The following is a 14,026-nucleotide window of genomic DNA, read 5'->3' as shown; positions in this document are numbered from 1 at the left end:
CTATTAGCCCTCAACGATTTCAAAGGAGAAGTCTTCAATAACAGGGTTTGTTAGTACTTTCTTGCAGATCTCCTCGACAGTGTTCTTAAGTGCCTCAGAATCTGAGCTATCCTGTAATGTAAGTACAACATATTTGCCTACTCTGACTTCATCAATATTTCCGTATCCTAACGTATGCAATGCATTCTTAACTGCTTCCCCTTGTGGATCCAAAATACCCTTCTTTAAAGTCACATACACCCTCGCCTGTGCCATGTTAAACACACCCCAATCGACGAGCTATTTCCATGTAGGCTTCTTCTACTCCGCCCATGTCACGTCTGAACCTATCTTTGTCCAGCTTTTCCATGGTGGCGCTGTCCCAAAAACGGCAGGTATCAGGTGAAATCTCATCTGCCAAGACAATGTCTCCTTCGTCTGTTCTGCCAAATTCCAGCTTAAAGTCCACGAGAATGATGTTTTTACCAAGCAAGAACTGCGACAGAATCTGATTAATCCTTAATGCCTGTTGGGTAAGAGCGTTTATTTCTTCTTCATTAGCCAGCTTCATAGCTAAAATGTGGTAATTGTTCACCATGGGGTCACCCAACTCATCGTTCTTGTAGCAGAACTCCACAATGGGCTGATCAAATTTAATGCCTTCTTCCAACCCCAACCTTCTGCTTATGCTGCCTGCTGCGTAATTCCTAACGATGACCTCCAATGGAATAATCTCAACCCTTTTCACCAACATTTCCGTTGGCGAGAGTAACTCAACGAAATGCGTGGGCACACCATTTTCCTCCAAAAGCTGGAAAAACACCGCAGACACCTTGTTGTTCACAGTGCCTTTGCCTTGGATTATGCCTTTCTTCTTACCATCAAATGCTGTGGCTTCATCTTTGTATTCAATGATGTAGTAGCGTGGATCATCTGTTTTGTAAACCCTTTTTGCTTTGCCCTCATAGAGAAGGTCCAATTTTTCCATGAAAGCCTCCTTTCTCCCTACACCTAACCTCGGAGCACATCTTCAGCCATGTTGCGGCGGTACTCCTTTAGGGTTTCCCTTAATGCCTCATACTTCAAAGACAGTATGTGGCAAGCTAAAAGTGCTGCATTTTCTGCCTCGTTTATACCTACCGTTGCAACAGGAACACCCTTAGGCATCTGCACCATAGATAAAAGGGAATCTAAACCTCCAAGTGCTGAAGATTTGATGGGCAGCCCAATTACCGGAAGCAGCGTATAAGAAGCAATGACACCTGGAAGATGCGCTGCTTTACCTGCGGCTGCAATGATTACGTCATAATTCTCATCAGCACTAACAGCAAACTGCTGGGTTTCAAATGGAGTCCTGTGGGCAGAAAGCACTTTTAATTGCCATGATACCCCCAGCTGGTCTAGAACAGTTGTGCACTTTTCAATAATGGGGATGTCGGACTTACTCCCGACCACAATGGCAACTCTACCAATACCGTCAATACTACTATTAGACATGGTAATGACCTCCCAAAGTGGGGAAATGATGAAACATATAACACATTATATAACTAAACTGTGATAAGAAGAGTCCAGCATTAACACCCGCTTTACTCACAAGGTTGCATACAACTACTTATAATGATTACATCATGTCTAGAAAGAGCCAAGACACGCTGGGTTACATATATCTGATTGCTACCACGTTCTTCTGGGGAACCACGTTCGTGTTTTCTAAAGAAGTGCTAAACTACTTGGACCCATTCTCTTACCTATTTTGGCGGTACGTTATTGCCTTTATCCCCTTGATACCGTTCATTAGAATACGGAAGAAGGACATGCTTGATGGGTTCTGGCTCAGCATTACCAATGCAATAGCTCTCATTACTCAATTTGTTGCGTTAACCACAATAAATGCATCCACAGCTGCCTTTATCGTGAGTTTGAGCATACCGCTCACACCACTTTTGGAGATGCTATGGTTAAAGAAAAGACAAAGCAGCACAGTGACCCTAGGGCAAATTGTGTCAGTAGTAGGTTTCTTAGCACTAAGTTACGTACCAGGAGAAAAGTTCTCCGTTTCCATTGGGGCGTTTCTCATGCTCATAAGCGCTTTGGCTTACACCGTGCAGTTCGTACTCATACCCACACTACACATAGAAAACCAACTGAACACGTCCGCATACATGATTGGATTTACTGCTCTTTGGTCTTTGCCCTTTACTAGAAGCTTCTCCATACCCAGGGGCGTCTTGAGTCCCTTGCTTTACTTGGCCTTGGTTGCCACAACCCTAACCATTTGGCTACAGCTCCAAGGACAGAAAAACGTCAGCGCCACCACAGCAGCGTATATATTTGCATTCGAACCCATATTTGCATATTTGTTCGCTCACTTCACTGTGGGAGAAAACCTTACTACATTCGGAAACATAGGGGCACTACTCATCTTTTTAAGTGCTTTGCTGGTCCAGTACGGAGAATACCGAACCAGCAAAGCTAATGGCAGCTAAACAAGAGGATAATTGTACAGCTCATAGTAAGTGTCAGACACGGGGTCATAGAACACTTTAGATTCTTCCTTTTCTACGGGTCTGCTCTTCTTTTCTTTCACCTTAAACACCTCCTGCAAATTTTATCGCTAGTATAGTAATACCAACAGGAGGCATAAGTATTTAAATGAATTGCCTACATTGGTCAAGGCTACGTTAAGCGCTCTGCAGACCAAAAAGGGCCGCTGGAGATTCCTGTGAGTTACTAGCTGCACTCTGCCCCAGCGGCCCTATTTTTGCAAAACTGGTATTGACAAATGCAGGTTACTTTGGTGTCATGGTGATAGCTAAAGACCTATCTTGGCAATACCATAAGAGCATTGCTAATCTTTCTGGTAGGTGTTGCCAAAAACTTACCATTGGCATACAGACTGGTGCTGGCACCACCATCTAAATTCATGGCGTTATAAGCTCCTAAATCCTTCATAATAGTTGCCAGGTCCTGAATTGTGCACTTACTAACAGTGACCATGAGTAACTCGTTGTTCTGTGTGATGCCCAAAGCACTGCGTGTAAGAGGTTGACCTGTGATTTTGGGAATATCCAGAAGTTCAGACGCTGGATCCAACGTTATCTCTCCATTTGTTATAAGGCGTGGGCCAGCACTGAGAGTTCCCCAAATAACACCTTCCTGCCACATCTCAGGATTTGAGCTGTTGCGTACATCATAAATGTCACGGTATGAAAGTCTCGTGCCCACTTCGAAGCGGTCCTTGAAGCGTACTTCAGTTCCTCCTAAGTGAATTACATAACCATCAGGTGGAATGGGCACATTGGTACCCGTAACTTGCTCCACTACTTCTCCATTCCTAACAATGACATTAATCCCATCCACGTTGAGCCTGGTAGTAGCACCTCTTAAAGGTGTGAACACCCGAATGGAATTCTCTCCCCACATAGTACGGTTTATGGTGCCGATATACCAGCCCTGGGTATATAGGCGCTCCAACTCAGGATTGGGAATGTAGGTGTATTCACCCTGCAATTTCATCTTCACGTTTGCAATATCCACCTGATTGTCCTGAGTGAAAGCAAATGTGCTGGCATATTTTTCCGGAGTACCTAAGTGTTCGATTCTACCGTTTATCACTAAGTTTGCTGCTGGTTCCATGGGCAAGCTGGTATCAGCAACCTGGAAAAACGTTCCATTAATCGCAGCCAGAGGATTCTTCCGCTTTACCATGCTTTCAAAAGGCTCCAGAACACCAATCTGATCTTGGGCATTCACAATTTCCAACTTTATGGTCGGATCGTTAAGAAACACTTTAACCACATTAACGGTAGCCGTTCCAGTGCTCACAGCCACAGTAGTGGTGTAGGACTCAACGCCTGTTTCGATGTACACCACTCTGTTTTGGTCATCCCACCTGACTTCTTTGCCCAGTGCTTCACTGATAAATCGCAAAGGCACATAAGTCCTGCCATTGTAGATGAAAGGCGCCACATCTAGTACTTTTACTGCGCCGTTAACGCCAGCAAATTTAAACCCGATCTGCAAACTGACAAAGCTTGATCCATTTCTGACGTTCACGATCTGGTTTTCTGGATCCCATTCCACTTCACCACCAAAGTACTCGGCAATGTAGCGGATAGGAACAAAAATGCGTCCTTCTTTATTCAGTGGTGGAGTGTCGAAAGAGAGCTTTTGACCACCGATGTAGATGGCAATGTCCTGCCCACCAATGCCGTTTCCAATGTAGGCATCCACCGGAGATAAGCATGCGGGCAGTAGCATGATGGCAATAACCAACATGTTAACAAGCTTCAACAGAGGCTTGCTTTTCACCAAATCACCTCCTCCAAACGCGGGCTGCAACTTTGTGTGTTTTACAACCACCGCGAAAATCCTTTAAACACATTGTACAAAGAAAACCAATAAGTGAGAGATTTTATCAGGTTGTGTTTCATTTGAGGAAAAGAACAGAAGAATCAAGCACTCACAATAGCTCCTGTAACAAAGAACCCTTTAATAAAGTGAAAAGTGCCTAACGCCGACGTTAAAGCAAATACTGCTTTAGCAAACTCTTAAAAGCCGGGTCCGTTTCTTTGGCAATGAGCATTCTATTCTCCGCAGCCCAATAGCGTCTGAACTGCCATGAACCCTTCATAGAACCTTTCTCAATCTTCTCCAATGCTTCTTTCAAGTACTCTTGGTTTATTGACCAGACCTGTTCCAAGAGTTTATCAGCTCGAAGTTGCTCCACACTAGTCTCTAAGAGTTTTCTTTGACTCTCAAGACGCAAAGGGTAAGTCTTGTCTTTATTAACGGCGTAATCCTTTAAAGCTGCACGGAAAAGCAGATTATTCCACTTCCACCTATTTACGCCTTGTTGCAGTTGCAGTTCCTCGTTTTCCACCGAGTCTGGTACATTAAAACTCAGGGGTTTGAACAGCTGCAGCTCAGGGTCTGGTCCCTCGGTATACCACAGTATCTTCCTTTGATAGTCGTATACAAGAGACGCCGTAGTCTGAGAGCTAACAAAGCCTCCACCAATCATGTTTATGTTTCTCATGGAACAAACGGCTCCCGTACTGCGGTCTTGTAACACTGCCATGACGTTTACCACGTTTGGTACCAAAGTGTTAAGTAGTTCCCTTCCACGCCGCTCGCGATGTGGCGCCCCTGCAAAATGCGTGACCAGACGGTTAGTAAAGTAGGCTTGGAAGCTCTTCACCTTACCTTCTAGCTCTGGTGAAATACCATCAAAATCGTCAGTTAGTGATAGTTTGTTGCTTATGTTATAGCTACCTTCAAGCTTTTTGAAGGCATAATACTTGCCAACGGTTTCCAGAACGTAAGCCTCTTTTGGATCTACCAGAAGATAGCTATTGTGGTAATAAAGTGGATGCTCGTATCCACCATCACCGCCTTGACCAAAATGCTGAGTGTTTTCGATGATGATGTTCATGGCTTCGAACGCAGTAGAGGCTTGTTCCAAAGCCATGCGTAAGTAATCCATGCCCAAGACTCCGCTCTTTTCAACAGGTAGTTTATTGAAAGTAGCTTCGTTCCCAATGCACACTTCTTTACTATTTACTCCGATTTCCGCTCCCCACATCCAGGATGGTCTAGATAGCCAAACATCATACTTTACCTTGTAAGGAGGAAGCTTCACGTAGGTACCCGGTTCACTTATGGAACCTTTGGGAACAAACACCATGCACTGCGGCTCATTTGGATCTCGATCGCTGTTTTTGGCAAAGAACGCTGTGCTACCAGTGTCTTTATGCGATCTTACATAAAAGGTGTCACACATCTAATTTGCACCCCTATTCTTGCTACTGATTCTATCACGTGTTCCCTAAACTGGTGTGCGGTTTATTTCCCTTGAGTTAAAAGTGCCTTTACATTGACAAAAACTTGTGATATCATTTTGTAACAGAAACGCACATTAAGAAACAGAGGTGGAAACGTGTTAACATATGAAAGAAGGCGCGTAGTCCTGGATTTACTTAAGAAAGAAGGGAAGGTCGAAGTTAACAAACTCGCACAACAACTAAACGTTTCTCCCATGACCATAAGAAGAGATTTAGATGCACTATCCCAGCAAGGACTAGCCCTGCGTACAAGAGGAGGAGCTGTTTCACCAAACATAAACTATGAATTGTCTCTTGAAGAAAAAATGGTTTCTAATGCTGAAGTAAAGAACAGAATAGGTGAACGTGCTGCAACACTAATAGAAGAAAACGAATCTGTACTGCTGGATGCAGGAACCACATGCTTAGCTTTGGCAAGGTACATACAGAACATGCGCCTCACCGTTATAACAAGTGACGTAAGAATAGCTTTTGAACTCTATAGAAGCCCAACAATTAAACTCATAATACTCGGGGGCATTGTCCAAACTAACGTGGGAGCCGTTACTGGCTCTTTTGCTGAAGAAATGATAGAGTCCTTAACGGTAGACAAAGCCTTCATAGGTACTTCTGCCGTGGATAACGGCCTTTTCCTATCCACACCCACCTTGGAAAAGGCGTCCTTGAAGAGAAAATTCATAAAGAATGCCAACACGTCCATTCTCCTTGCAGACTCATCAAAATTCGGTCGCTCCTCACTGTTCAAAATATGCCATTTGGAACAATTTGACCTAGTTATTACAGACGACCATTTAGAAGAATTCTTTGTTCAAGAAATGGACAGCGTGGGCATCAATTACGATTTGGTTGAGGGGTGAAAGGTATGCTGGAAGTAGCTATCATAGCAGATGATTTTACCGGCGCTAATGCCACCGGTATTTTACTAAAGAAAAAGGGCTTGAAAGTAACTACGTTGCTTAAGCCAAATAGCAACATAGATCAGGTTAATGCAGAAGTAATCTCCATAAGCACCAATTCTCGAAGTATTGATCCTAAGGAAGCCTATAAAAGAGTTTATGAAGCGACTAAAACGGTCATTAAGAGCACCCCATATGTAGCTAAAAGAATTGATAGCACGTTGAGGGGTAATTTAGGAGCTGAAATAGACGCAGTGCTTGACGCTGCCGGTGAAGGCTACAGAGCTGCAGTAGTTCCTGTTTACCCAAAGTCGGGAAGAGTATGTGTGGGAGGGTATTTATTGGTAAATGGCACCCCACTTCAGCTCACAGAAGTGGCCAAAGATCCAAAATGCCCCATTAGGTCTTCAAATGTAAAAGAGCTGATTTCTTCTCAAACGAAAAGAAGTATTGCGAACATTACACTGGACATTGTAGCTGGCGGTAGAAAAGCTATTTCAGATGCTTTTTTCCAAGTAAAAGAAGACATCGTTGTTTTCGATGCAGTAACTGACGACGACATAGAGAACATCGCATCAGCTCTGAGTAGCCAAGAGAAAATCATTTGTGTTGATCCAGGTCCTTTCACTGCCGCATTTATCGAACAAAAGATGGGATTCCAGAAACAAGACGGTATTTTTCTTATTCTTGGTAGTGTTTCTGAACTCACCACAGCTCAATTGAACTATTTACTAAAGCGAAAAGAAGCTTACATTTGTAAGATAAGTGTGCCTGAAATTTTAACTAATGAGGAAGCAGCCATCAAAAAGGCTCTGGAAGTTTTAATCCAACACTACAAACCCGGACTAATAATGGGCATCAGCACTAAAGGAGATGCTTCAGATGTTCTGGACCTTCAAAGCTACTCAATTAAAGCACAATGTGACCCAGAAGAAATATCAAACCGCATAAATGAAACATTAAGCCGAATAGCATACACATTCGTAAAGGACAAACCTTTTAGTGGCATCTATATCACAGGAGGAGATACGGCTCTTGCTTTCTTTGACGTACTTGGAATAAACGAGTTCACTGTGGAGTCAGAGGTGCTTCCCTTGGCTGTTCATGGTACTGCCAAAGTGAATGATCGTCTTTATAACGTGGTTACAAAGGGTGGATTAGTAGGAAATGTGGAAGCACTCTATGACATTGTCAACTACTTAGAGTCCTTAATGAAGGGAGAGTAAGCCCATGAGAAAGATTATTGCCATACCTTTAGGAGATGTAGCAGGCATAGGTCCTGAAATTGTGGTGAAGAGTTTGAACGATCGGGAAATTTACGACACATGTAAACCACTGGTCATCGGACATTCGATTCCTCTACAAAAAGCCATGAAAGTATCAGGAGTGGCTTTGGAAATAAACAGAATAGATAACCCAGAAGAAGGATTGTACCGACATGGCACTGTGGATCTAATCGAACTGGATTGCCCGGGTATTGAAAACATCGAATTCGGAAAGATTCAAAAGGAAGCAGGACTTTTTGCTTACTCGTTTATTGAAAGAAGTGTAGAACTGGCCCTTCATAATAAAGTAAGCGCACTAGCCACTACCCCCATAAATAAGGAAGCTTTGAAGGCGGCAGGCATACCCTACATTGGACACACTGAAATGCTAGCTGACTTATGCGGTGTATCGAATCCCCTTACCATGTTCCAAGTGAAGAATTTAAGAGTGTTCTTTTTTACTCGACATCTTTCACTATTGGAAGCAATCAAATCGATTAAAGAGAAAGAGCTCTACGAGCATATAACGATGGATATAAAAGCGCTGCAATCACTTGGCATTGAGAAACCCAAGCTTGCAGTAGCTGCGCTGAATCCTCACGCAGGGGAGCACGGCCTCTTTGGTCGAGAAGAAATGGAAGAAATTGAGCCTGCCGTGAAGAAAGCACAAGAACAAGGGCTAAACGTAGTGGGACCCGTACCAGCCGATTCAGTGTTCTACAAGGCATTACAAGGCGAGTACGATGCTGTTTTATCTCTGTACCATGATCAAGGACACATAGCCACTAAAATGGTCGATTTCGAGAGGACTATTTCTCTAACCTTGGGACTACCTTTTCTTAGAACTTCTGTGGACCACGGAACCGCATTTGACATAGCAGGCAAAGGCATAGCAACAAGCACCAGTATGGAAGAAGCGATAAGGTTGGCAGCAGCATACGCTTCTGTCTACAAATACGATTTGCTTTCGTCAGGGTAACAACCTCCAGTAGTCTCTGGAGGCAAAAATACATTCAGTCTTATTGGGAGGTGTAAGAATGTCAGGTCCTCAAATGATTTTCGGTTTGGTAGTTGGGATCGCCGTACTCATCTTTCTCATTCTACGAACCAAGATCCATCCCTTCTTAGCCCTAATAATCTCAGCTTCGTTGACCGGTATTATCGGTGGTATGAATCCACCTGACGTGATTAAGTCCATCACCAACGGTTTTGGTAGCACATTAGCCAGTATTGGTATCGTCATCGGTTTTGGAGTGATGATGGGGCGAATCTTAGAGATCAGTGGTGCAGCTCAAAGAATGGCCTATACATTCTTGAAGATTTTCGGGAAGGGTCGAGAAGAATTGGCTATGGCACTAACCGGTTATGTGGTTTCCATACCCATTTTTTGTGATTCTGGGTTCGTAATCCTTTCACCCATAGCTAAAGCGCTCTCTCGCACCACCAAGAAATCAGTAATATCCATTGGTGTGGCGCTGGCAGTAGGCTTGGTAGCCACTCACCATGCAGTACCACCGACCCCAGGCCCATTAGGAGTAGCAGGCATCTTTCAAGTAGATGTTGGTTTGATGATTCTGTGGGGCTTAGTGTTCGCTATCCCCATAACCATTGTGGGCGTACTTTACGCCAAATGGCTAGGTAACCGCATATACCAAATACCCACAAGTGACGGTATGGGCTGGACTAGAAACAAGAAAGAAGCTGAACACATCCAAAAGCTAGAAGTAGAAAACAATGATCAAAAGGAACTTCCATCAGTTCTTAGTTCTTTTGCCCCCATAGTGGTACCAATAATACTAATCCTGCTAAACACTGTTCTAACAGCCATGAAACTTACATCTCCAGTAGTAAATTACATTCTTTTCTTTGGTAGTCCAGTTATTGCCGTGGGCATAGGGCTGATCATTGCCATCTATACACTGGTTCCCAAAATGGATCGAACACAAGTTATTAAGCTAATGGAAGAAGGCGTTTCTTCAGCGGGTATTATCATTCTAATCACGGGTGCTGGAGGCTCTCTGGGACAAGTACTAAGAGACAGCGGAGCAGGTGACTATGTAGCGAAGCTCATCGCAGGTACTGGTCTACCGGCCATACTTTTACCGTTCTTCGTTGCTACTTTGGTAAGGCTTGTCCAAGGAAGCGGCACCGTTGCGATGATTACTTCAGCCTCCATCACAGCTCCCATATTGGCTACTATGAATGTTAATCCTGTCTTGGCAGCACAGGCAGCATGTTTAGGAGCAATGGTTTTCTCGTACTTCAACGACAGTTACTTCTGGGTTGTCAACAGGTTATTGGGCGTCGAAGATGTTAAAGAGCAAATAATGACATGGTCTGTACCCACGACCTTGGGATGGGCAACTGCTTTAGTTATGCTACTAATAGCCAATCTCATACTGGCTTAAGCGTTTTACACAGTTGGAACCTTAAAAGGGGCGAGAATAATTCTCGCCCCTTTTTTTGTATTATCTGGTCACCTTGTAAAGCGGTTTCGAAGAATAGTGCGTATGGAGCAGGTGGTGAGACTTCTCACCCAAAGGATGTCCAAGGTACTCCTCGTAAATTTGCTTTATGGCTGGGTTTTCATGGGACTTTCGCAGAGGGAGATTCTTATCAGCTTGATAGATAGCGGCAGCTCTTAGTTTTCTAACTTCAGCCATTTCATTAGGATGGTGTATGGGCTGTCCACCGCCTGTAATACAACCACCAGGGCAACCCATGATTTCAATAAAGTGGTACTCGGCTTCACCGCTTCTGATCTTGTCCAAGAGCTTCTTTGCATTACCAGTTCCGTTTACAATGGCAAGCTTTAGATCCAGACCGTCCACAGTTACGGTAGCTTCTCTTACGCCATCAAGGCCCCTGACCTCTTCAAAGTCAATCTTGTCCAACGGTTTGCCTTCAACAATTTCGCTTACGGTTCTCAAAGCTGCCTCCATGACACCACCAGTGGCACCAAATATTACTGCAGCACCTGTGGACATGCCCAGTGGCTGATCAAATTCCTCGTCAGGCAAGTTAACGAAATCAATACCAGCTTCCTTAATCATGCGTGCTAGTTCGCGTGTGGTAAGGACTGCGTCAACATCCTGCAAGCCATCGTGCATATTTTCAGGCCTTTCAATTTCAACCTTCTTTGCTGTGCAGGGCATGACTGAAACCACATACACATCTTCCGGGTTCCAGCCCATCTTCTCAGCGTAGTACGTCTTGATTAACGCACCCAGCATCATGTGTGGTGATTTGCACGTAGACAAGTTTTCCACGAAATCCGGATAGTACTTTTCACAGAAGTTAATCCAACCCGGGCTGCAGGAAGTAATCATGGGCAACTTCCCACCATATTTAAGCCTTTCAATGAGCTCAGAGCCTTCTTCCATGATGGTAAGGTCAGCACCAAAGTCTGTATCGAAAACCACTTCAAAGCCCAATCGCCTCAGGGCAGCTACCATTTTTCCAGTGACTATGCTGCCCACAGGCATGCCAAATTCCTCACCCAAAGCCACTCTTACTGCAGGTGCTGTTTGAACCACAACATGCTTACGTTTGTCAGCTAAGGCCCTGTAAACCCTCTGGATGTGGTCTTTTTCGTACAGTGCTCCTGTGGGACAAGCGGTTATGCATTGTCCACAACTGATGCAAGGAGAATCATTCAGACTCACATAGAAAGGTGCAGAAACCAATGTATCAAAACCTCTGTTCACAGCACCTATGGCAAAAACATTCTGTACTTCCTGACATTCTGCAATGCACCTGCGGCACAGGACGCACTTGTTTGGATTCCTGACAATGGCAGGCGAAGCATCATCCAAGGGGTAGTTTACGTTTTCGCCTTGGAATTCAATGTCAGTAATGCCAAACCGTTCTGCCAAATCCTGTAGCTCACACTTGGTATTTCTTATGCAGGTGAGGCAACTCCGGTCATGATTGGAAAGAATTAGCTCCAGGTTTACTCTGCGTGCTTCTCTGACCCGGGGCGTATTGGTACGAATGTTCATACCATTCTGTACCGGATAAATGCAAGATGCCGGTAAATTCCTAACGCCATCGACCTCTACCACGCATAGGCGGCAGGAACCAATCTCATTAATCACTTCTGCATAACACAATGTGGGTATGTCAATGCCTGCTTCTCGGCAAGCCTGCAAAACGGTGTAGTTACTTGGAACCTCTAGAGTAATGCCATCTATGGTCACAGTTACCTTGTCCATGCGGCTTCAGACCTCCTTTTACTGTTTCACAATGGCACCAAATGGGCACTTCTCAAAGCATGTACCGCACTTGATGCAAGCTTCTTGATTAATCACATGAGGCTGCTTAAGTTCCCCTGAAATGGCATTCACGGGGCAATTCCTTGCGCACAAACCACAGCCTTTGCATTTGTCAGCAACGATGGTATAGGAAAGCAATGCTTGGCATACACCAGCAGGACACTTCTTCTGGTTGATGTGAGCCTCATATTCATTTCTGAAGTACCTAAGCGTGGAAAGAACAGCGTTAGGCGCCGTCTGTCCCAAACCGCACAGTGCTGTATCTTTAATGGTTGTAGCCAGCTTCTCTAGCCGATCGATATCTTCAGGTTCTCCCTTACCTGACGTAATCTTATCTAGGATTTCCAGCATTCTCTTTGTACCGATTCTGCATGGAGCACACTTTCCACAAGATTCATCTACGATGAATTCCAGGAAGAATTTCGCAACGTTAACCATGCATGTATCTTCGTCCATGACCACCAGTCCGCCCGAGCCCATCATTGCGCCCAAGCTAATAAGTGAGTCGTAGTCAATCACGGTGTCCAGGTGTTCTTCAGGTATGCAACCACCAGATGGACCACCTATTTGAACGGCTTTAAACCTTTTTCCGTCAGGAATTCCGCCACCAATGTCAAAAATGATCTCCCTAAGAGTGGTACCCATGGGAACCTCAATGAGTCCTGTACGGTTCACCTTTCCAGTTAAGGCAAACACTTTAGTCCCTTTGGATTTCTCAGTACCGATGGATGAGAACCACTCTGCACCGTTGCTTATGATGACAGGAACGTTAGCAAAAGTCTCTACGTTATTTATAATGGTGGGTTTATTCCAAAGCCCTTTAACTGCCGGATAAGGAGGTCTGGGCCTGGGTTCACCACGTCTACCCATGACAGAGTTCAATAAGGCAGTTTCTTCTCCGCACACGAAAGCGCCTGCTCCGAACCTTATCTCCACATCGAAGCTGAAGTCGGTTCCAAATATGTTGTCACCCAACAAGCCGTATTCACGTGCCTGCTTTATGGCAATCTGAAGACGTTTTACAGCCAAGGGGTACTCGGCTCTTACATAAATGACGCCGTGGTTAGCACCAATGGCGTAACCCGCAATAGCCATGCCTTCCAGCACACTGTGGGGATCACCTTCCATGATACTTCTGTCCATGAAAGCACCGGGGTCACCTTCGTCAGCATTGCACACCACGTATTTGGGGGTCTCTTTCTGTTTGTAAGCAAATTCCCACTTCAATCCCGTGGGGAATCCACCGCCGCCTCTACCCCTTAAACCTGACTTCTTCATTTCGTCAATGACTTGCTCAGGGGTCATCGTAGTTAAGACCTTGCCTAGTGCCTCATATGCCCCCATGGCAATGGCTTCTTCAATATCTTCTGGATCGATGATGCCGCAGTTCCTCAGAGCGACACGCATTTGTTTTTTGTAGAATGTGGTTTCTTCCAGTGGTTTTATTTCTTTTTCGGTGACTGTTTCACCAAACAGGTACTTAGTTACTGGTCTGCCTTTTAGCAAATGTTCTTCAACGATTTCGGGAACATATTCTGGCTTCATTTTGCTGTAAAACACACCTTCTGGGTAAATAACGACTACCGGCCCCAACTCGCACAAACCAAAACAACCAGTTCTTATTACTGCTACCTCTTTGTCTAAACCTGCTTTCTTTATTTCATTGACAAAAGCAGCAGCTACATTATCGGAACCAGAAGAAGTGCACCCCGTGCCTCCACATACCATTACGTGTGATCTATAAAGCATTCTTCTTCACCTCCAAG

General features: G+C 44.6%; 12 protein-coding genes. 5 read left to right on the top strand and 7 right to left on the bottom strand.

The window, feature by feature from the left end:
- Positions 1-3 precede the first annotated feature (3 nt).
- From purS to purE, 3 genes are read right to left on the bottom strand one after another with little or no spacing between them, the layout of a single operon-like run.
- Positions 4-255, bottom strand: a complete 252-nt coding sequence (gene purS / locus COPRO5265_RS00855; protein ID WP_012543900.1) for a phosphoribosylformylglycinamidine synthase subunit PurS — start codon at positions 253-255, stop codon at positions 4-6.
- A gap of 1 nt (position 256) precedes the next feature.
- Entirely contained in the window at positions 257-967 is a 711-nt protein-coding gene (gene purC / locus COPRO5265_RS00850; protein ID WP_012544565.1) for a phosphoribosylaminoimidazolesuccinocarboxamide synthase, read from the bottom strand.
- Between the two features lie 23 nt (positions 968-990).
- The gene (gene purE / locus COPRO5265_RS00845) at positions 991-1,476 is read right to left on the bottom strand and encodes a 5-(carboxyamino)imidazole ribonucleotide mutase (RefSeq protein ID WP_012544073.1); all 486 of its coding nucleotides are present in this window, start codon (positions 1,474-1,476) and stop codon (positions 991-993) included.
- Between the two features lie 134 nt (positions 1,477-1,610).
- Here purE and COPRO5265_RS00840 point away from each other — a divergent pair, with 134 nt between their 5' ends.
- Positions 1,611-2,468, top strand: a complete 858-nt coding sequence (locus COPRO5265_RS00840) for a DMT family transporter (RefSeq protein WP_012543611.1) — start codon at positions 1,611-1,613, stop codon at positions 2,466-2,468.
- A 334-nt stretch (positions 2,469-2,802) separates the two neighbouring features.
- On the opposite strand, the gene COPRO5265_RS00835 is transcribed toward COPRO5265_RS00840, so the two are convergent.
- Positions 2,803-4,293: a stalk domain-containing protein gene (locus COPRO5265_RS00835; protein ID WP_143708073.1), complete on the bottom strand. Its 1,491-nt coding sequence runs from the start codon at positions 4,291-4,293 to the stop codon at positions 2,803-2,805.
- Positions 4,294-4,504: 211 nt separating this feature from the next.
- Positions 4,505-5,764 (bottom strand): C45 family peptidase, encoded by a 1,260-nt coding sequence (locus COPRO5265_RS00830; protein WP_012544505.1) that lies wholly within the window; start codon positions 5,762-5,764, stop codon positions 4,505-4,507.
- A gap of 156 nt (positions 5,765-5,920) precedes the next feature.
- Here COPRO5265_RS00830 and COPRO5265_RS00825 point away from each other — a divergent pair, with 156 nt between their 5' ends.
- The 4 genes from COPRO5265_RS00825 to COPRO5265_RS00810 are packed head-to-tail and all read left to right on the top strand — an operon-like array spanning position 5,921 to position 10,394.
- Positions 5,921-6,682, top strand: coding sequence for a DeoR/GlpR family DNA-binding transcription regulator (locus COPRO5265_RS00825; protein ID WP_012543496.1), 762 nt, complete (start codon positions 5,921-5,923; stop codon positions 6,680-6,682).
- A gap of 5 nt (positions 6,683-6,687) precedes the next feature.
- A complete protein-coding gene (locus tag COPRO5265_RS00820; RefSeq protein ID WP_012544777.1) occupies positions 6,688-7,947 on the top strand; it encodes a four-carbon acid sugar kinase family protein in 1,260 nt (419 codons plus the stop codon).
- A gap of 4 nt (positions 7,948-7,951) precedes the next feature.
- The gene (pdxA, locus tag COPRO5265_RS00815) at positions 7,952-8,965 is read left to right on the top strand and encodes a 4-hydroxythreonine-4-phosphate dehydrogenase PdxA (RefSeq protein ID WP_012544129.1); all 1,014 of its coding nucleotides are present in this window, start codon (positions 7,952-7,954) and stop codon (positions 8,963-8,965) included.
- Between the two features lie 58 nt (positions 8,966-9,023).
- Positions 9,024-10,394 carry a GntP family permease gene (locus COPRO5265_RS00810; protein ID WP_012544644.1) on the top strand — a complete coding sequence of 457 codons (1,371 nt, stop codon included), beginning with the start codon at positions 9,024-9,026 and terminating at the stop codon, positions 10,392-10,394.
- 60 nt (positions 10,395-10,454) lie between these two features.
- On the opposite strand, the gene COPRO5265_RS00805 is transcribed toward COPRO5265_RS00810, so the two are convergent.
- Both COPRO5265_RS00805 and nuoF read right to left on the bottom strand, forming a co-directional pair.
- Entirely contained in the window at positions 10,455-12,200 is a 1,746-nt protein-coding gene (locus COPRO5265_RS00805) for an NADH-dependent [FeFe] hydrogenase, group A6 (protein ID WP_012543947.1), read from the bottom strand.
- A gap of 18 nt (positions 12,201-12,218) precedes the next feature.
- Entirely contained in the window at positions 12,219-14,009 is a 1,791-nt protein-coding gene (gene nuoF, locus COPRO5265_RS00800; RefSeq protein WP_012543737.1) for an NADH-quinone oxidoreductase subunit NuoF, read from the bottom strand.
- Positions 14,010-14,026: the final 17 nt, after the last annotated feature.

Origin of the sequence: Coprothermobacter proteolyticus DSM 5265, assembly GCF_000020945.1 — a bacterium.
Classification (GTDB): domain Bacteria; phylum Coprothermobacterota; class Coprothermobacteria; order Coprothermobacterales; family Coprothermobacteraceae; genus Coprothermobacter; species Coprothermobacter proteolyticus.
This window is presented reverse-complemented; position numbering and strand designations above follow the sequence as displayed.

Bases quoted from the DNA above. Each gene is read 5' to 3' on its own strand.
- purS (WP_012543900.1), bottom strand. From the start codon at position 255: ATGGCACAGGCGAGGGTGTATGTGACTTTAAAGAAGGGTATTTTGGAT.
- purC (WP_012544565.1), bottom strand. From the start codon at position 967: ATGGAAAAATTGGACCTTCTCTATGAGGGCAAAGCAAAAAGGGTTTAC.
- purE (WP_012544073.1), bottom strand. From the start codon at position 1,476: ATGTCTAATAGTAGTATTGACGGTATTGGTAGAGTTGCCATTGTGGTC.
- COPRO5265_RS00840 (WP_012543611.1), top strand. From the start codon at position 1,611: ATGTCTAGAAAGAGCCAAGACACGCTGGGTTACATATATCTGATTGCT.
- COPRO5265_RS00830 (WP_012544505.1), bottom strand. From the start codon at position 5,764: ATGTGTGACACCTTTTATGTAAGATCGCATAAAGACACTGGTAGCACA.
- COPRO5265_RS00820 (WP_012544777.1), top strand. From the start codon at position 6,688: ATGCTGGAAGTAGCTATCATAGCAGATGATTTTACCGGCGCTAATGCC.
- pdxA (WP_012544129.1), top strand. From the start codon at position 7,952: ATGAGAAAGATTATTGCCATACCTTTAGGAGATGTAGCAGGCATAGGT.
- COPRO5265_RS00810 (WP_012544644.1), top strand. From the start codon at position 9,024: ATGTCAGGTCCTCAAATGATTTTCGGTTTGGTAGTTGGGATCGCCGTA.
- COPRO5265_RS00805 (WP_012543947.1), bottom strand. From the start codon at position 12,200: ATGGACAAGGTAACTGTGACCATAGATGGCATTACTCTAGAGGTTCCA.
- nuoF (WP_012543737.1), bottom strand. From the start codon at position 14,009: ATGCTTTATAGATCACACGTAATGGTATGTGGAGGCACGGGGTGCACT.